9 protein-coding genes are annotated in these 18751 nt (G+C 66.3%); 5 read left to right on the top strand and 4 right to left on the bottom strand.

Going from position 1 to position 18751, the window contains the following annotated elements; genetic code table 11:
- The first annotated feature begins 13 nt into the window (after nt 1-13).
- Nucleotides 14-2746, top strand: coding sequence for a TonB-dependent receptor (locus FHS47_RS15435; protein WP_167029822.1), 2733 nt, complete (start codon nt 14-16; stop codon nt 2744-2746).
- Between the two features lie 155 nt (nt 2747-2901).
- Nucleotides 2902-5178 carry a family 20 glycosylhydrolase gene (locus tag FHS47_RS15440; protein ID WP_167029825.1) on the top strand — a complete coding sequence of 759 codons (2277 nt, stop codon included), beginning with the start codon at nt 2902-2904 and terminating at the stop codon, nt 5176-5178.
- Between the two features lie 139 nt (nt 5179-5317).
- Here the strand turns inward: FHS47_RS15440 and FHS47_RS15445 are convergent, their stop codons facing one another.
- A complete protein-coding gene (locus tag FHS47_RS15445) occupies nt 5318-9601 on the bottom strand; it encodes a DEAD/DEAH box helicase (protein ID WP_167029828.1) in 4284 nt (1427 codons plus the stop codon).
- 149 nt (nt 9602-9750) lie between these two features.
- Between FHS47_RS15445 and FHS47_RS15450 the strand changes: the two genes are divergently transcribed.
- The 3 genes from FHS47_RS15450 to FHS47_RS15460 all read left to right on the top strand — a co-directional run bounded on the left by FHS47_RS15450 (nt 9751) and on the right by FHS47_RS15460 (nt 14560).
- Entirely contained in the window at nt 9751-11955 is a 2205-nt protein-coding gene (locus tag FHS47_RS15450; protein ID WP_167029831.1) for a glycoside hydrolase family 3 C-terminal domain-containing protein, read from the top strand.
- 228 nt (nt 11956-12183) lie between these two features.
- Nucleotides 12184-12957 carry a transporter gene (locus FHS47_RS15455; protein ID WP_167029834.1) on the top strand — a complete coding sequence of 258 codons (774 nt, stop codon included), beginning with the start codon at nt 12184-12186 and terminating at the stop codon, nt 12955-12957.
- Nucleotides 12958-13129: 172 nt separating this feature from the next.
- Entirely contained in the window at nt 13130-14560 is a 1431-nt protein-coding gene (locus tag FHS47_RS15460; protein ID WP_167029837.1) for an alpha/beta hydrolase, read from the top strand.
- 323 nt (nt 14561-14883) lie between these two features.
- Here FHS47_RS15460 and FHS47_RS15465 read toward each other — a convergent pair whose 3' ends face one another.
- The 3 genes from FHS47_RS15465 to mprF all read right to left on the bottom strand — a co-directional run bounded on the left by FHS47_RS15465 (nt 14884) and on the right by mprF (nt 18619).
- Nucleotides 14884-15060 (bottom strand): hypothetical protein, encoded by a 177-nt coding sequence (locus FHS47_RS15465; RefSeq protein ID WP_167029840.1) that lies wholly within the window; start codon nt 15058-15060, stop codon nt 14884-14886.
- 125 nt (nt 15061-15185) lie between these two features.
- Nucleotides 15186-15959 (bottom strand): AcvB/VirJ family lysyl-phosphatidylglycerol hydrolase, encoded by a 774-nt coding sequence (locus FHS47_RS15470; RefSeq protein WP_208382052.1) that lies wholly within the window; start codon nt 15957-15959, stop codon nt 15186-15188.
- A 29-nt stretch (nt 15960-15988) separates the two neighbouring features.
- Nucleotides 15989-18619: a bifunctional lysylphosphatidylglycerol flippase/synthetase MprF gene (mprF, locus tag FHS47_RS15475; protein ID WP_208382053.1), complete on the bottom strand. Its 2631-nt coding sequence runs from the start codon at nt 18617-18619 to the stop codon at nt 15989-15991.
- Nucleotides 18620-18751 lie beyond the last annotated feature (132 nt).

Raw genomic sequence — 18751 nt, forward strand, 5'->3', positions numbered from 1 at the left:
AGGGGAGGACACCATGTCGCATCGTAGAAACCTGCTGACGGCGAGCATCATCGCCGGACTCTGCTGTTTCACCGGGACCGTGGCCGCGCAGGACACGACCGCACCGGCCAGGCCGCAGACCGCCCAGGAGAAGGAAGACGCCGCCAAGGCGGCCCAACTCGAGGGCATTACCGTCACCGGCATCCGGGCCAGCCTCGAGAAATCGCTGGACACCAAGCGCAACGCGGACGCGGTGGTCGAAGCCGTTACCGCCGAAGACATCGGCAAGTTCCCGAACACCAACGTCGCCGAAGCGATGACGCAGATCCCAGGCGTCACCATCGACCGTCAGTTCGGCCAGGGCGATCGCGTGTCGATCGACGGTACCGATCCCAGCCTCAACCTCACCTTCCTCAACGGCCAGCCGATCTCGCAGACGCCGTGGCAGTACGGTGCGCAGCCGAACCGCGGTTTCGATTTCACCATGCTGGCGCCGGAGATCGTCGGCCGCCTGGAGGTGTACAAGTCGCCCGAAGCGCGCCTGCCGGAAGGCAGCCTTGGCGGCACGGTGCTGCTGCACACGCTGCAGCCGCTCGACCTGCCCGCGAATACGATCCGCGGCTCGTTCGGTCTCAACTACAACGACCAGGCCACGCCGGGCACTCGTCCGAACGGCTCGGCGCTATATAGCTGGAAGAACGACAGCAACACCTTCGGTGTGATCGGATCGATCCAGCACTACGAGGAAAAGATCGACCGCCAGGGCTTCGAAATCTTCAGCTACAGCCCGGTGTCGAAGTGGGCTTCGAGCCCCGCCGTGGCCGCGGGCATCGCCGACGGCTCGCTCGACCCGAACGCGAAGGTGCCCGATGAAGTGAACTCGGCATGGTTCCAGCAGAAGCGCAAGCGCGACACGGCGACGCTCGGCTTCCAGATCCACCCGACGAGCAACTGGGACATCGACATCAACAACCTGTTCGTCCGCGAGAACTTCGACAACTGGAACCAGTCGCTGTACCCCTTCACCGGCGCCACGCCCGGCAACGTCACCAGCTTCAACCAGGGTCCGAACGGCGTGGTCACGGGCGGACACGTCTGCGGCAACGACACGGTGGGCTGCCCGGCCATCGCGCAGGGCACGTTCGACAGCAACATCCGCAAGTCCGTGGTTCGCACCGTTGCCCACGACTTCAAGACCACCTTCCGCGGTGACGGTTGGAAGCTCGGCGGCGCCGCCGGTTACAGCAAGGCGGTGAACAACAACATCTCGCAGGCGGTGATGGAGCCGGTGTATGCCGGCGGCTACACCTGGGACATCAACAAGGGCTTTGCCTTCGATAACCCGGCGGCTGCGCGCGATCCGGCCAACTGGCATATGGGCGACGTGGACGGCCTCGGCGGCTGGCCGGGCAACTACGGCGACTATTCGGCACGCGCACGCGACACCTATGCGCAGCTCGACTTCTCGAAGTACTTCGACTCGTTCTTCAACGAACTGGCCTTTGGTTATCGCTGGAACCGTCACGAAGAAGGCATGCAGGCGCATGTCTATGGCGGCAATGCACCGACGAACCTCGCCGACCTCGGCTTCGGCGGCTTCACCGACACGCTCGACGCCTTCGACGGCGCGCTCGACGGTTCGTCGAGCCACGTTATGCCGGATCGCAATGCGCAGTACGCATGGGTTCGCAACACCAACGGCGGTAACGAAGATCCGGGCACGTACCTCAACGGCACCTACAAGCTGGTCGAGAAGACCAATGCCGCGTACCTGCAGGCGAACTTCGCCGGCGGCGACTTCCACGGCAACGTGGGCGTTCGCTACGTCGATACCAAGACCGACGGTACCGGCTTCAACTACAGCGGCGCGCCGGTGCTTCCGGCCCCGGCCGGTTCCTGGCAGACCTCGTCGAAGACCACGAAAAACTGGCTGCCCAGCCTGAACGTGGCCTACGACCTGGCCGAAGACGTGGTGCTGCGCCTGGCCGCGGCCAAAGTGATCGCGCGTCCGCCGTACAACATGCAGGTGAACAACCTGTTCCTCAACGACTCGGTGCTGACCGGCTCCGGTGGCAATCCGAACCTGAAGCCGTATGAATCGAAGAACTACTCGCTGTCTGCCGAGTGGTACTTCGCGCCGCAGTCGTATCTCGCCCTCACGGGCTTCTACAAGAAAATCCAGAACTACACCTTCGTCGATTCGGCGCCGGAGACGCAGTTCAACTCAGGCCTGTTCAACGATCCGACCACGTTCGCGCGCCAGGTCGCGCAGGGCCTCTGCACGCCGGACGGCTTCTGCACGTACAGCATCAGCCGTCCGCGCGATACCGGTTCGGGCAAGGTGCGCGGCGGAAGCCTGAGCTACCAGCAGGCGTTCTGGGACACTGGCTTCGGCGTGACGGCAAACTACACCTATGCCAAGGGCACGCTCGATTCCGGCGGTTCGCTGCCGTACAACTCCAAGAACTCGTACTCGGTCAGCCCGTACTACGAAATGGGTCCGTTCAGCGCCCGCATCACGTACAACTGGCGCGGCAAGTACCTCGCCGGCGGCTACATCGCCGGTGCGCCTCCGGCCACCACCGCCGACTACGCCGACCTTGGTGCCACGCTCGGCTGGAAACTCAACCAGCAGGTGTCGTTCACCCTCGCGGGCATGAACCTCACCAACGAGAAGTACAAGCAGTACCTCGGCACGACCGCCATGCCGGTCGCCAAGTACACCACCGGCCGTCGCTACATGGCATCGGTGCACTTCGACCTCTGATAAAGCGTCACGGATGCGCGGCCACGGAAGGCCGCAAACGCGAACCCTCGAAGCTCCATTCCCCTCGGGCCCGTCAATTCCTCGACCGGGCCCGTTTTTTTTCCCGCGGGGAAAGCGGCACAATCGAACGATCACCGATACGACAGGAACCCTGGATGCGTCGATTCCTCCTTCTCGCCGTGGCCGCCAGCCTCGGCGCCTGCGCCACTTCGCCGAAGCAAACCACGGGCACTGTCGACAACGCGCCACTTTCCCTCATCCCCATGCCCGCGCAGGTGCAGCGCACGCCGGGCCATTTCCAGATCGCGGCGGCCACGAAGATCGTCGTGGTACCGGGCGATGCCCAGGCCCGGCGCGTGGCAGGGCAGTTGCAAGGATGGATTCGCCAGGTGCGGGGTCTCACCCTCGATATCGTCGAAGGCGGTCCGGGAAGCGGCAGCATCGCGCTGGCGACGGAGGCCGCGGTCAAGGGTCGTGAAGCGTATACCCTGGATGTCGGCAACACCGGCGTGCGGATCGCCGCGAACGATGAAACCGGCCTGTTCTACGGCGCGGTAACCTACTGGCAGCTGCTGACCGATCCCAACACGCGCAATGGCGTGCCGGGTGTGCACATCGTCGATGCGCCGCGCTTCGAATGGCGTGGCCTCATGCTCGACTCGAGCCGGCATTTCCAGTCCGTCAGCGAGATCGAGCATCTGCTCGATCAGATGGCCATGCACAAGCTCAACACGTTCCACTGGCACCTCACCGACGACCAGGGTTGGCGCCTGCAGATCGAGAAGTACCCGAAGCTCACCGACGTTGGCGCGTGCCGCAAGGCGGTCGGCCCGGACGTGGCGCTCACCGGTGGCGCCGACGAACCGTATTGCGGTTTCTATACCCAGGAGCAAGCCAAGCAGATCGTGGCTTACGCGGCCGAGCGTCACATCACGGTGGTACCGGAAATCGAGATGCCGGGGCATGCGCAGGCCGCGGTGGCGTCGTATCCGAAATTCGGTGCGGGCGGCAAAAAGCTCGCGGTTTCTTCCGATTGGGGCGTGAATACCGCGCTCTACAACGTCGACGATGGCACTTTCACCTTCCTGCAGGACGTGCTCGACGAAGTGATGGCCATCTTTCCCTCCACGTATATCCACGTGGGCGGCGACGAGGCTGCGAAGGATGAATGGGAGCGCTCGAAGACGGTGCAGGCGAAGATGAAGTCGCTCGGCATCGACGATGAAGAAAAGATGCAGGGCTGGTTTATCGCCCGCATCGGCGACTACCTCGACAAGCACGGGCGCCGCCTGATCGGCTGGGACGAGATCCTGGATGGCAAGGTGCCACCCAGCGCCACCGTCATGTCGTGGCGCGGTACCGAAGGCGCCATCAAGGCCGCGAATGCGGGCCATGACGTCGTGCTTGCGCCCTCGCCCACGCTTTATCTGGACCGTCTGCAATCCACGTTGCCCGACGAGCCGCCTGGCCGCCCTTCGGGGCAGACATTGAAGACGATCTACGACTTCGACCCGGTGCCGCCGGCCATCGCCGCCGACAAGGCGAAGCATGTGCTGGGCGCCGAGGTCACGCTGTTCACCGAATACCTGCCGAACTGGTATCGCATCCAGCACGCCACCTTCCCGCGGGTGGCCGCGTTGGCAGAACGCACCTGGTCGTCCAGGGCCGACTGGAACGGCTTCATCGCCCGCTTGCCCGTACAGATGGCGCGCTATCGTGCGGCGGGCATCGTGCCTTCCGACGGCGCGTTCGCCGTCGCCATCGCGGACGAACCCAGCACGGACGGCAACGCAAAGGTCACGCTGTCCAACCAGACCGGCTACGGCACCCTGCGTTACACCACCGACGGTTCCGCGCCGACGCCGCAATCCACGGCCTACACGGGGCCCTTCGACGTGCCGCTGCCCACCACGGTGCGCGCCAACGCGTTCGACGGTCAGTTCGGTCTTGCGGGCCCGCGCGACCGCACCATCGATGCGACATCGCTGTTGCGCCGTACCAGTGACGAACTGGACATGTGCGGCGACAAGCTCGTGCTCAGACTGGAATCGCCCAACGCAGTGGACGGCCAGCGCCCGGTGTACAAGGTGGACATCATGGACACCTGCTGGATGTGGAAGGGAGTGAAGCTCGATGGCCGCTACGGCATCGCCGTGACCGTCGACCGGCTGCCGTACAACTACGCGTTGTGGAAGGACGTGAAGGGCATCGTGTCGCGCAAGGCGCGCACCGCGGCCGGCGAGCTGGAAGTGCACCAGGACACCTGCGACGGCCCGAAGCTCACGACGATCCCGCTCGCGAAGGCGAAGGACGGCCGCGCCACGCTCAATGGCATCCTGCCCAAGCGCGAGGGCACGCACGATCTCTGCTTCGTGATCACCGGCAAGCCAGGGCCGAAGCTCTGGGTACTTGGCGACGTGCAGCTGCGCTGAGGCGCTTTTAGGGTGCGGCGGCGACGGGTTTGTCCGCTGCCGCTTTCTGTGGGAGCCGCTTCAGCGGCGATGGGTGCTCGCGGCAAGCGTGCCCGCTGCCGCGCGGGATCGCCGGCACAGCCGGCTCCCACAACATCCCCTACACCGCGTGGGAGCGCATGTCCGCCTTGCGCTGCAGCGCGCTTCGCGCCTCCCGCTCCTCGTCGCCTTCCAGCGGCATCAGCGTTACGAACTTGCCCGCCACCATTGCCGCCAGCGGCACGCCATCGCGGATGGCGATGCGGTTGCCTAGCGTCGCCGGCACCTTGGTACCGGCGAAGACGGTGCCGACCAGGTTGAGCGGATCGGTGCCGGCGATGCAGACGATCTCGCCGTCATGCGCGCGGTGGCGAATCTGCCGCAAGGCCGGCAGCGCCTCCGGCAACGCGAACTGTTCGCCCACGAGACCGTCGACGAAGCGGCCGCCGCGGATCTCGCCGCGTGCCTCGAGACGGTGGTACACGCGGCGCAGGTCCCGCCACGGCGGCAGCCATGCGGCTTCCCGTTCCAGGATGCGCCAGCTCACGACGCCGTAGCGGCGCAGGAGCGTGCGTGCGATGTGCTCCAGCCCGTCGGCGTCGTTGCGCTGCTCGCTCGGCCGCCGTGCGAGCGACCATCGACCGGCGTCCTCGATACCGCTGAGCATGTGCCGCCGGGTACGGCGGTGCCGGCTGCCGTTCCGCTTGGAGGCAGGCAGCAGCAAGGCGCGCAGACCCGCGAAGCTGTCCGCCGTGACGCGTCCCGCCGCGACCAGTTCCCCGAGGGCGTCCTCCAGTTCCGTGCGCAGCAGGCGCGTCGCGGACGCGAGCTCGTCGAAGAACGAGGCGCCGTCGTCGCGCAATGCATCCGCTACCGCCTGTGCGCGCGAAGACAGCGATACTTCGTCGCCCGCGACGGGGGCGGCCGCGGACCAGATGGGCAGCTGCCGCCGCGGCAGCAGCACGATCGGCGTGGAACGCACAGGGCCTCCACTGCCGGTGCCGAGGCGCAGACGGCTCCATACCACGCGGCCGGCGCGGCAGAGGTCGTCCAGCCAGCCGATGCCGTAGTCGTTCACACGTGCCGGAAGCAGTTCCGATTCCCACGCGCCGGCCGCGGCCTCGTAGCCTTCGAGCTGGCCGATCACTCCCGCCAGCGCATCGGGGCCGGATACCTGCGTCGCACGCGTCACGTGCTGCCAGTCGAGCAGGAAGCGATAGAAGTCGCGACGTGCCACGGGCTCGATCTCGCGCCGCAGCCTGCCGATGGTGTACCTATGGATACGGGCCAGCAGATGTCGTTCGCACCATTCGGTGTCCGTCGCCCCCGGGGAGAACGCGCCGCGCATGACATAGCCTTCGCTTTCGAGCGAGGTCAGCGCCAGGTCCATGTCGGCCTGCGTCACGCCCAGCGACGAGGCGAGCATGGCGGAAGGCACCGGCCCCAGGCCACCCAGCCGCCCTCGAACGATGTCGAGTAGAGCCGACTCCGCCGTCCAGGCCTGTGCTTCGAATTCCGCCGGCGCCGCAATGGCTGGCGTCATCGGCAGGCCGGGCCGCAGGGCGCGCCAGGCAGGCAGCCGTTCCGCGGCGACCCACAGCGGCGCTTCGCGGTTGCCAAGCAGCGTGGCACGCGCGTCGCTCGCCAGGGCGGCAAGCAGCTTCGCCCAACCGGGATTGGCCTGCACTTCGTCGAGGGTGACGGCGCCCAACTGGACCAGCGCCTCGTGCATTTCATCGGCACTGCGCGCCTCGGGCCAAGCCTCGGCGCGCACGGCCTCGATGGCTTCCGCATCGAGGCGGCCGAGGTCGTCCGGATTCTCCGCCTCGTTCCACCGACGCGACTGCACGGCCTGGGTGCGACGTTCTTCCAGGGGCGCGTCGTCGAGGAAGGCGTAGGGCGCCGCGTTGAGGATTTCCGAGGCAAGTGGCGACGGCGTTGCGAGGTCGCGCGCCACCATCGCGATGGTGCCCGACTCGAGCCCGCGCAGCACATCGAGCAGGCCTTCGCAGTCCATGGCCTCGTGCAGGCAGTCGTCGAGGGTCTGCTTCACCAGCGGGTGGTCCGGCACCTCGCGTTCACCCACGAGGTTCTCCGCGCAGGCCACCTGATCGGGGAACACCGTGGCCAGGAGATCCTCGCTCTTCATGCGCTGCAACTGCGGCGCCACCTTCTTGCCGCCGTTGAAGCGCGGCAAGGCAAGCGACGTGGTGGCGTTCCAGCGCCAGCGCACGCCGAACAGCGGCGCGTCGAGCAACGCCTGGATGAGTACGTGCTCGGCGGAGTTGGAATGCAGGTATCTCGCCACCTCGTCCAGCGGAAAGCTGTGGCTGGTGGAAAGCGAGAGCACGATCGCATCTTCGGTGGCCGCGGCCTGCAACTCGAAATTGAACTTGCGGCAGAAGCGCTTCCGCAGCGCGAGCCCCCAGGCACGGTTGATACGGCTGCCGAAGGGGGTATGGATGATCAGCTGGGTACCGCCTGACTCGTCGAAGAAACGCTCCATCACCAGCGTCTCGCGGGTGGGCAGAGCCCCCAGCGCGGCACGCGCGCGGAACAGGTAGTCGACGATCTGTTCCGCGGCCGCCTTCACCAGGGACAATTCGTCGACCAGGTACGCCAGCGCGGCCTCGCGTCCACCTTCGTCGAAGACGGCGGAGATCTCCGAGCGCAGGCGGGAGACACCCATCGACAGCTCGTTCGAGCGGCCCGGCGCTTCGCCCAGCCAGAAGGGGATGTTCGGCGGCGCACCCTGCGCATCTTCCACGCGCAGGCGACCCGCTTCCACGCGAAGGATGCGATACGACCGATTGCCGAGCTGGAAGATGTCGCCGGCCAGGCTTTCCACGGCGAAGTCTTCGTTGACCGTGCCGACGATGGTCGCCTGCGGCTCGAGCAGCACGTTGTAGTCGCCGGTGTCGGGAATGGTGCCGCCCGAGCTCACGGCCGTCAGGCGTGCGCCGCGCCGCTCGCGCAGGCGCCGGTTCACCGCGTCGCGATGGATGTACGAACCGCGTGGTCCGACGCGCGTGGTGAAGCCCTCCGCGAGCATGCGCACCGTTTCGTCGAAGGTCTCGCGCTTCAGTGCCCGGAACGGATAGGCGCGTCGCACGAGATCGAACAATGCGTCTTCGTCCCATTCCTGGCAGGACACCTCGGCGACGATCTGCTGCGCCAGCACGTCCAGCGGCGCTTCGGGAATCGTCAGCGTATCGAGCTCGCCACGGCGCACGCAGTCGAGCAGGGCGGCGCATTCCACGAGGTCGTCGCGCGAGATCGGGAAGAGCCGTGCCTTGGGCGTGCCGCCCACCGAGTGTCCCGCACGGCCGGCGCGTTGCAGGAATGCGGAGATCGAACGCGGCGAGGCGATCTGGCACACGAGGTCGACGTCGCCGATGTCGATACCCAGTTCCAGCGACGCCGTGGCGACCAGCACGCGCAATTCCCCGCGCTTCAGGCGTTGCTCGGCGTCGAGACGCTGCTCGCGCGACAGGCTGCCGTGGTGGGCGGCCACAGCGTCGTTGCCCAGACGCTCGGAAAGGTGCCGTGCCACGCGCTCGGCCATGCGTCGCGTGTTCACGAATACGAGGGTGGTGCGGTGCTGCTCCACGAGGTTGCCGAGCCGGTTGTAGACCAGCTCCCACATGTCGTTCGACATCACGGGTTCGAGCGGCACCGGCGGCACTTCGAGCGCGAGGTCGCGACGGCGCGTGTGGCCGATGTCCACGATGGCGCAGTCTTCGCGTTCGCTGCCGGTGAGGAAGGCGGCCACCTTTTTGATGGGCTTCTGCGTGGCGGAAAGGCCGATGCGGGTGATGCGCCGCTGGGCGATCGATTCCAGCCGCTCCAGCGATATCGCAAGGTGGCTGCCGCGCTTGCTTGCGGCGACGGCGTGGATTTCGTCGACGATCACTTCGCGGATGTCGCGCAGGATGGCCCGACCCGATTCCGAGCCCAGCAGCACGTAGAGCGATTCGGGCGTGGTCACCAGGATATGCGGCGGCCGCCGTTTCATGCGTTCGCGGTCGGCGGCCGGCGTGTCGCCGGTACGGACGGCGGTGCGGATCTCGAGATCCGGCAGGCCCCGCTGACGCAGTTCCTCGCGGATGCCGGCCAGCGGTGCCTCGAGGTTTATCCGGATGTCGTTCGACAGGGCTTTCAGCGGCGACACGTAGAGGATGGTGGTGCGATCGCGCAGACCGCCCTGCTCCACGCCTTCGCGCACGAGCGCGTCGATCGCGGAAAGGAACGCGGTCAGCGTCTTGCCCGAGCCCGTCGGCGCCGCCACCAGCGTGTGCCGGCCCGAGCGGATCGCCGGCCACGCGGCCACCTGGGCTTCGGTGGGCCCGGGAAAAGCGGCTGCGAACCAGGCGGCCACGGCGGGATGGAAGGCGGCGAGTGGCATCGACTTTTGTGAATTCATTGAATCACTTAAGTGGGGGCTGGCAGCGCTGTAGGCAAGCGGCGAGGGTACTCCCTCCCCGTCTCGCGGGTTGCGATAACCGCATGACTTGGCGATGGTGGGCACCTCTCTCCCCGCGACGAACCATCACCATGTCCGATATTGCCCGTCGTAGCGCCCTAGCCCTCGCCCTTGCCGCTGGACTTGCCGGTTCCGTTCATGCGGCAGGGCCCGCGGAGCGTCCCTGGACGAACCGCTCGCTGTCGCCAGACCGGCGTGCGGAACTGATCGTCGCGGCCATGACCGACGATGAAAAATTCCGCATGATCCGCGCCGACTTCGGGCAGGTGAAGGAGAAGGGGCCCAACCCGCCTGGTGCGTTGAACGGCGCGGGCTTCATTCCGGCCATTCCGCGTCTCGGCCTGCCTTTCCTCAACGAGACGGATGCCGGACTCGGCGTCACACGGGACGGTGCCGACCATAAGGGCGCCATCTCGCTGCCCGCGGGCCTGGCCACGGCAGCCAGCTTCGATCCGTCCGTCGCGCATGCGGGCGGCCGCATGATCGGTGGCGAGGCGCGTGGCAAGGGCTACGACATCCTGCTGTCCGGTGGCGTCAATCTCACGCGCGATCCACGCAACGGCCGCAATTTCGAATACGCGGGCGAAGACCCCGTGCTGGCCGGCACCATCGTCGGCGCGGCCGTGAAGGGCATCCAGGAACGCCACATTGTGGCGACGGTGAAGCACTTCGCCATCAACGACCTCGAATCCGGCCGCAACACGTTGAGCTCCGACATCGACCCCGTCGCACTGCGCGAGTCCGACCTCCTTGCCTTCCAGCTCGCCATCGCGAAGGGCGATCCCGGTTCGGTCATGTCCTCGTACAACCGGATCAACGGCACGTATGCCGGCGAGCACGACTGGCTGCTCAACAAGGTGCTGAAGCAGGAGTGGGGCTTCAAGGGCTACGTCATGTCCGACTGGGGTGGCGTGCACAGCGGTGCGAAGGCCGCTCTCGCGGGGCTCGACCAGGAATCCGCCGGCGAAACCTTCGACAAGGAGGTGTACTTCGACAAACCGCTGCGCGCGGCCCTCGCCTCCGGCGAGTTCCCCAAGGCGCGCCTGGACGACATGGTGAAACGCATCATGCGTACCTTGTTCGCCCATGGCGTGCTGGATGACGCGAAGCGCGATCCCGTCGCGTACGAAGCAGACCGCATCGTGGCGCGCGACACGCTCGAGGCGGGCGCGGTATTGCTGCGCAACGAGGGCGGCCTGCTGCCGCTGACGCGCAAGGGCCAGTCGGTGGCGATCATCGGGGGCCACGCGGACAAGGGCGTGCTCGCCGGCGGCGGCTCGTCGGCCGTCGCGGATGTGGCTGGCGATCCGGTGCCGGGCCTCGAACCGACGGGCTGGCCGGGCCCGGTGCGATACCACGCCTCCGCGCCGCTTGAGTTCATGCGCAAGTTCGGGGGTAAGGTGAGCTTCGATCCCGGTACGGACCCTGCCGCTGCCGCGAAGGCCGCGGCCGGTGCCGATGTCGCCGTGGTCTTCGTCACGAAGTGGGCGGCGGAGTCGTTCGACACGCCCGACCTTGCGCTGCCCGACAATCAGGACGCGCTCGTGGAAGCGGTGGCGAAGGCCAATCCGAAAACCGTTGTGGTGCTGGAAACCAACGGTCCAGTGAGGATGCCCTGGCTGGATCGCGTAGGCGCGGTGATGGAAGCCTGGTATCCGGGTTCGGGCGGCGGCGAGGCCATCGCGCGTCTCCTGTACGGTGTCGCCGCACCCTCCGGCCGCCTGCCCTTGAGCTGGCCGAAGGACGAGGCGCAGCTGCCGCGTCCGACCATCCAAGGGGCGGGGCTGAATTCGAAGGCGAAGCCGGCCGACAACGTCGACTACAACATCGAAGGCGCGGACGTGGGCTACCGCTGGTTCGAGAAGACGAAACGCGAGCCCTTGTTCCCGTTCGGCTACGGCCTTGGCTACACGAGCTTCGCGTACAGCGACTTCGCCGTGGACACGGACGCGAAGGGCAACCCGGTGGCCCATGTCACGGTGAAGAACACCGGGAAAGTGGCTGGCGCCGACGTCCCGCAGATCTATGTCACGGCCCCCGGCGCCGCCACGCGCCGCCTTGCGGGCTGGGCGAAGGTGGCCCTGAAGCCGGGCGCCAGCCATCGCGTGGACATTCCGCTCGAACCCCTGGCGCTCGCGCGTTACGACGACAAGGCCGGCCGCTGGCACGTCGCGGCAGGAAGCTATTCTGTGAAGCTGGCGCGCTCGGCCACGGACGTTGCCGGGGAAAAAACCGTGACGCTGGGAGAAAGCTTCCCCGTCGTAAAAGCCCCCTGACACGGCAGCGCCGGCGCTTTGTGTGGGGAGCCGGCTATACCGGCGATCCCGCGGCGGGCAAGCTTGCCGCGAGCACCCATCGCCGCTGAAGCGGCTCCCACACAAAGCTTGCTTGGCTTGTGAGGCGGGAGGCCTTGTGTGGGAGCCGGCTATGCCGGCGATCCCGCGGCAGCGGGCATGCTGGCGAGCGTGCACGGTGCCGCGACACGGCGCGCGCACAATGCGCGCATGACCTTACGAACCTCCCTTGCCGCCTCTGCCGCCTTGCTTTTCGCCGCACCGGCTTTCGCGGACCCACCTGACTTCGACCGTCCCGGTGCCGGATTCGCGACCACGGTGCTGCCTGTCGGCACGGTGGCGCTGGAGCAAGGCTTTCCCACCTACGAACGCCAACGCCAGGACGGTTACCTCGACCGGACCTACACAGCTGACAGCCTCATTCGCATCGGCCTCGGTAGCGCACTGGAATGGCAGGTGGCCGGCTCTGCCTGGAACCGGCTCGAAGAACGTGGCTCGGGCTCCCGGCGGCATGCGACAGGCCACGGCGACACGAGCGTCGGCATGAAGTGGGCATCGGGCGGCTCGGCCGATGCGGGGCCCTTCACCTGGGCCGCGCTGGGCAAGGTCACCTTCGCCAACGGCGACGACGATTTCGGGAACGGCGCCCGCGAGGTGAGCCTCGGAAGCACCATGCAATGGAAGCCCGACGACGCGAAGCAGATCACGCTCTTCGCCAACCTCGATCGCCTCAAGGACCGGAACACCTGGACGCTGGCGCCAACCTTCGGCCGAAAATTCGGATCGAATCTGCTGGCCTACGTCGAGACGGATGCGATCCACGACGCCGAGGACGGCAACGAACTCCAGGCAGGCGGTGGCATCGCTTATGACATCGGCGACCACGTGCAACTGGACGCCTACGCCCTCCACCGCATCGGGCGTCACGGCCCCTCGATGCTGGCGGGCCTGGGCATCTCGATGTTCTTCGGGCAAAAACAGTAGCAGTTCGCGGCGGGAACGAAGCGGGGCATACGGTGGCCGCCCCAGCGTCCCGATGACCAACGACCTATTAGTGACTTTGAGCATGGGGGCTGCCGACGGACCGTAAATTACTCTCACGAGAAGGTTGCCAACCAAGGCCCCAGGCAATGCGGCCTACGCGTGAGGACGTACCGTGACGATTCGTAAAATGGCACTTGGTCTGTTCATTAAGGCCATCGTCGCATCAACGGCGCTGCAGACGCAGGCGGTTTTCGCAGGGGGTGTCAGCCCGCGCTTTGAAAAAGCCGAATGCGCCATTGCCGTACTACCTGGCGAACGGATCGACTGCGGCCTCCTGTACGTGCCGGAGAACCGGCAGAACGCGCGCAGTCGTCTCATCAGACTGCCCGTCATGATCTTTCGCAGCACCGCCTCCACCCCTGCGCCGGACCCTGTCGTCTATCTGCCTGGCGGCCCGGGCTTGAGCAGCATCGACGGGCGAACGACAGGTAAGGGGAATCCGTTCCTGCTGGAACGCGACCAGATTCTGCTCGAAGGTCGAGGCAACAAGTTTGCTAGTCCCTCCCTGGCTTGTCCTGAAATCAACGTGCTTCGCGCGCAACGCGCGACCGCTGCCGCGCAGGCCGCCGCTGCTGCGCGTTGCCGCGCGACGCTTGTAGCTTCAGGGGTTGACCTCGATGGCTACACCTCGGCCGAAGCTGCCGATGATCTTGACGATCTCCGTCGGCTTTTGGGCATCGAGCAATGGAACCTGATTGGCTATTCGTACGGCACGCGCCTTGCTCAGACGGTGCTGCAACGGCATCCCGAAGGCATTCGCAGCGTCGTGCTCGACTCGGTGTTGCCGGTAGACGTGAATTACGACGAAGCAGCGGGCTCGTCACTGAGACGTGCCATCGACGCGTTGCTGGACGGTTGCGCCAACGACCCGGAGTGCGGCGTCCGATACCCCGACCTGCGCGCCCGCTTCGCCACACTCATTGCCGATGCCGACCGTAACGGGGTTGCGGCACCGAATGGCATATTGCGCGGTCGCGACATAGTTGAAGCCATAGGCACGGGACTTCAGCAGCCCGCTGCGATTCCGGCCCTGCCGCAAGTCATCAACGACGCGAGCAGGGGGAAGCTGGCCGGATTGCTGCCGCTGACACAGCAGGTCCCATCGAGCTTCAACTGGGGGCTGCGCCTGTCGATCTGGTGCAGCGAAGAGATGCCCTTTGAGTCGCGTTCGCGGATGGACTCGCAAATGTCCAAGGAATTGGGTCTTGGGGGAATGGACAATCGCACTGTCGACCCGGAGATGTGTGCCGCGTGGCGGGTCGCGCCTGCCGACGCGAAGGCTAACGAAGCGCTGAAGAGCGACGTACCGGCCCTTATCCTTGCCGGAGAGTTCGATCCCGTCACGCCTCCGGCGTGGGGACGTCGGCTGCTTCGAACCATGCCCAATGCGCGATTTGCACAGGTCCCCGGTCAGTCGCACGGCGCCATGTTCAACCGTTGTGGCGGGCAGATGACCCTGGCTTTCCTTCATGACCCAAGCGCGTCGCTCAACGGCGATTGCCTGGGGAAATTGCCTGGAGTCGCCTTCACTGCCGGTAACTAGGTGAGGGCTCGTCGAACGGTACAAAAAAACATGGCCCTCTCGCTCACGCGGAGGGCCATGGCGACCGTCCCTGGGTCCAGTGGCCTGGGCCACCAACGCGGCCCGGCGAAGCCGGCGCGGCGTCACCGCCGATGAAGGGGGGATCGATCCTGTAACTAGGGACGGACGGCTTCCTGCCGTCGGATCGGTCATCGGCGATTTTTTAGCCACGCCCAGGTGACGGGCGGGCATGGACCTCATCTTCCGTAGGTCGGCCGCTGACGGATATAGGAGAAATCTTAAATTTGGTTCGGATTTACCTTCATCGAGGATGAAGGCCGGGCTCAGGCGGGAGCGCGGGCCGAGCGCTGCCCACGACGCGCGCCGGAGCGGGAGTGATCGGCATGTTCCTGCCGCGGCGGCTTGCTGGGCTGGGGCACGAACACGCCCCTGCTTGCGAGGCTGCGCAACTGGGCGCAGTCGGAAGAGCCGTAATCGCGTTTGCCTGGTTCTCGTTGCATCGTTTTCTCCTGCCGCATCCGTCCCTCCGCGAACCCACAGAGTGGGCGCGGGAAGGGAAATTTTCGGTGGCACGGGGGTGAACGTTCCGTGACAGCTCTTCACATCTGTCACGGCGAGAAAACGGTTAAGGCGGCGTGGAGGGCGGCGCGGCCTTTCCGGGCATGCGCTGGATCAGTTCGGTGGCGAGACCTTCGTAATTCTCATCGAAGTGATGAGAACCGGGTTTGCGGAACACCTCAACGAAAGGCGGCAGCTTCGGATCGGTGCAGCCGCTTTCGTCCGCGTCCTCCGCGCCGTAATAGCAGGCCATGGGCGGTTTGCCGCCCAGCGCGGCGATCGGGGGCATGGCATCGCTGTGTACCACCGGATTCAGCCATTGCAGGAGGTTGTGCGTGTGGGTGGTCCACCAGCCCTGCTGCATGTAGCCCTCGAGCTCGATCTCGAAGTTCACGTCGCGGCTCGCCGACAGAAGCACGAGCTGGCTGAGCCGCGCCCGGTTGTCCGGTCGCAGCTTGCCCACGATCGTCGGAAGCACGTCGGCGCCGAACGAATAACCGATCAGCAATACCCGCGACTTGTTCCACTGCCGTGTGTAGCGGTCGAGCAGGCCGTCGAGGTCGTGCGCGGATTCTTCAGGCGAACGGTATCGCCAGAAATACTTGAACGTGCTGACGCCGGCGACCGGGATACCTCGTTCGGTGAACACGGCCCCGAGACGCTGGTCGAGATCCCACCATCCTCCGTCGCCGGAGTAGATGACGACGAGGAGATCTTCCTCACCCGTGGGCGCCGGCCTGAGGGCAGGCAGTTCGACCGTGGACTTCTCCATCGACGCGTGCGTCCAGGGATGCCATGCGAGCAATCCCAGCACGAGCAGTCCCAGGATCGAGAACAGCACGGAACGGAAAATTTTTCTCGCAAAGGGCTTCATCGGCGCACCACGCCGCCGAGACCGCCGGAGATCAGGCTGGCGACGTTCGCCAGCGCCAGCGGCAGGGCGATGCCGCCGGGCACCGCGATGTAACGCGGTTCCCATTCCGGGTCGAATTTTTCCTTGTACCGATGCAGGCCGCGGAAGTTGTAGAAGCGCTCGCCACGGCCGAACACGATGGCGCCGAACCGGCTCCACAGTGGCGCCGTACGCCGGTTCTGCAGGCCCGACAGCGGGGCCATGCCCAGGTTGAACCAGCGATAGCCTTCGGCTTTCGCCCAGACCATCAGCTCGATGAAGAGGAAATCCATGATGCCGGACGGGCCTTCGGGAAGGTGGCGCATGAGGTCGACGGAGGCTTCTTCCTTCGTCGCGGTGACGAAGACGTTCGCGAAGGCTACCGGTTCCTCGCCTTGCCACACCACCGCCATGGGCGTGCGGACCAGGTAGCGTTCGTCGAACAGGCCAAGCGAGAAGCGCTTCTCGCGCACCTTCTTGTCGCGCAGCCAGGCGTCTGAAATCGTTTTAAGTTTGGGCAGCAGGGCAGGCACGCCTTCGATCGGCACGATCTCCATGCGCAGGCCCTCGCGGGAGAGTTTGTTGACCGTGCCGCGCAGGGTCTTTTTCGACTTGCCGTCGAGGTTGAAGTCGGCAAGGCGAACGCGAGCTTCCTCGCCGATCTTGAGCAGGTTCATGCCCACTTCCAGGTAGAGGTCCAGATCGCGCGGGCGCACCTGGTAGAACAGCGGCCAGCCGCCGGCGCGCTCGCAGTTCTCGCGGAAGGCCCACACCAGTTCCCGGCGCGCGTCTTCGTCGGTGCCTACCGGATCACCCATGGCCACCCAGCTCCGGCCCTCCACGTCGTACATGATGAAGGCACGGTCGTCCGGCGCGAACATCAGCATCTTGTCGCCCACGAGGGCGAGATGGGCCTGGGCGGAATCGAAACCCTTCACCAGCGGCATGGCGCGTGCCAGTTCCGCCTCGCCGGGAAGGGCGCGGCGGGGCCGCGCCGGGCGGATGAGGTTGGCCAGCGCGAACAGCATCACCACGGCCGTGGCGCCGACCAGCGCGCGCAGGGCGCGCGGCGCGCCGCCATGGTGGAAGCTGAACTCCCACCAGAGGTTGTTGCTGTATTCGACGTGCTTGAAGCTGAAGAACACCAGCCAGGTGGCGCACGCCAGCACGGAGGCAATGGCCAGCACCCAACCCGGCGAGAACGTGGCCCGGAACAGCGATGCCCGCCGGTAGAAATGACGGTGGGCGGGCGCCAGGGCCAGGGCCAGCAAGGAGAGCAGCGTCGCTTCTTCGTAATCGATGCCTTTGAGCAGCGAGAAGATCGCGCCGAGGATCAGGAGCACCAGCGTGAGTACGTATGCGGCGTCGAGCCGCCGCTGCAATCCGCGGGCGAGGATGAGCAGCAGCATGCCGACCACGCTGGAAAGGAAGTGCGACACCTCCACCAGCGGCAGGGGCACGAAGCCGCGCAGGATCTCCATGCGGCCGGGGATCGCCAGGGTGGCGCCGGAGAAGAGCAGCACCGCGCCGCTGACCAGGGTCAGCCCGGCGAAGAAGGGCGGCAGCAGGCTGCTGAACCACGGGGTGATGAGCGCGGCATGGCGCAGGGCGCGCACCTCGCGCCAGATCACCAGCACCGTGGCCACGCCCAGCGGCAGCAGGTAGTAGACGAGGCGGAACGCGGCCAGCGAACCGAGGATCGGGGCCTCCAGCCCCTGGTTGCCGGTGGCCCCGAAGCCCGCGAGCATCACGGCTTCGAAGACGCCCAGGCCGCCGGGCACGTGGCTGATCAGGCCCGCCATCTGGGCCAGCACGAAGATCGCCAGGAAATGGCCAAAGCCCCCCGCGATCGCTTCCGGCATGAGCACGTAGAGCACGCTCGCGGCCAGACCCCAGTCGAACGCGCCGATCAGGATCTGCCGCGCCGCCACGGCGGGTGTCGGCGTGTTCACCGACCAGCGCCAGATCCGCACCGGACGTCGCACTGCCACGGCGATGGCGAACCAGGCCAGGGGAACGAGGAGCAGGAGGATCGCCAGCGGAATGCGCAACCCGGACAAGGGCACGTCGGGCGGAATGGGCACCAGCAGCAGCGTGGCCCCGGTCAGTGCGGCCAGCCCGAGCCAGAAGCTCAGGGTGGTGTAGAGCACCACGCGCGCCACCTCGCCCGTGGTCAATCCGGCCTGGACGTAGAAGCGGTAGCGGATGGAGCCCGACACCAGCAGCGACATGCCAAGGGCATTGGAGAAGGCGTAGCTGATGAAGGAGATGAAGGCGACGCGCGGTGCGGGCAGGCGCTTGCCGACGCTGGCCAGCCCGAACCAGTCGTAAAGCGTCATCACCGCGAAGCCGGCGGCCGTGAGCACCACGGCCAGGACGATGTCGGCGCGGGGCAGCGAGTGGACATATCCGGCAATTTGTCGATACGTGACCTCGCTGGCCATGGCATGCAGGGCCCATAGGGCGAGGCCGAGCAGCAGCACGGAAAGCAGGGGCCCGCCGACCCGCCGGAGCAGGGTCGCGTACAGGGCTTGCCGCGGGCTGGATGGGTCGGTCGACGGGAGCTCCGTCAGGTTTTCGTGCTCCACGTGCGCCGTGGCTCCGATCAATCGTAAGGTCGTGTAGGTTGCCACAGCACGCACGCGTGCGGCAGGCGACAAATTTCCCCCGCCAGAGCGTGCCCTGCCGGACGAAAGGTTGAGCTAAGCAAAAGGAAAGCCCAGTGTAAGCGGTTCTTCATA

The sequence above is a fragment of the Luteibacter sp. SG786 genome (assembly GCF_011759605.1).
Classification (GTDB): Bacteria; Pseudomonadota; Gammaproteobacteria; order Xanthomonadales; family Rhodanobacteraceae; genus Luteibacter.

What these genes read in the sequence shown, in the direction of transcription:
- FHS47_RS15455 (WP_167029834.1), top strand. Translation starts at nt 12,184, where the DNA reads ATGACCTTACGAACCTCCCTTGCCGCCTCTGCCGCCTTGCTTTTCGCC.
- FHS47_RS15435 (WP_167029822.1), top strand. Translation starts at nt 14, where the DNA reads ATGTCGCATCGTAGAAACCTGCTGACGGCGAGCATCATCGCCGGACTC.
- FHS47_RS15440 (WP_167029825.1), top strand. Translation starts at nt 2,902, where the DNA reads ATGCGTCGATTCCTCCTTCTCGCCGTGGCCGCCAGCCTCGGCGCCTGC.
- FHS47_RS15445 (WP_167029828.1), bottom strand. Translation starts at nt 9,601, where the DNA reads ATGCCACTCGCCGCCTTCCATCCCGCCGTGGCCGCCTGGTTCGCAGCC.
- FHS47_RS15450 (WP_167029831.1), top strand. Translation starts at nt 9,751, where the DNA reads ATGTCCGATATTGCCCGTCGTAGCGCCCTAGCCCTCGCCCTTGCCGCT.
- FHS47_RS15465 (WP_167029840.1), bottom strand. Translation starts at nt 15,060, where the DNA reads ATGCAACGAGAACCAGGCAAACGCGATTACGGCTCTTCCGACTGCGCC.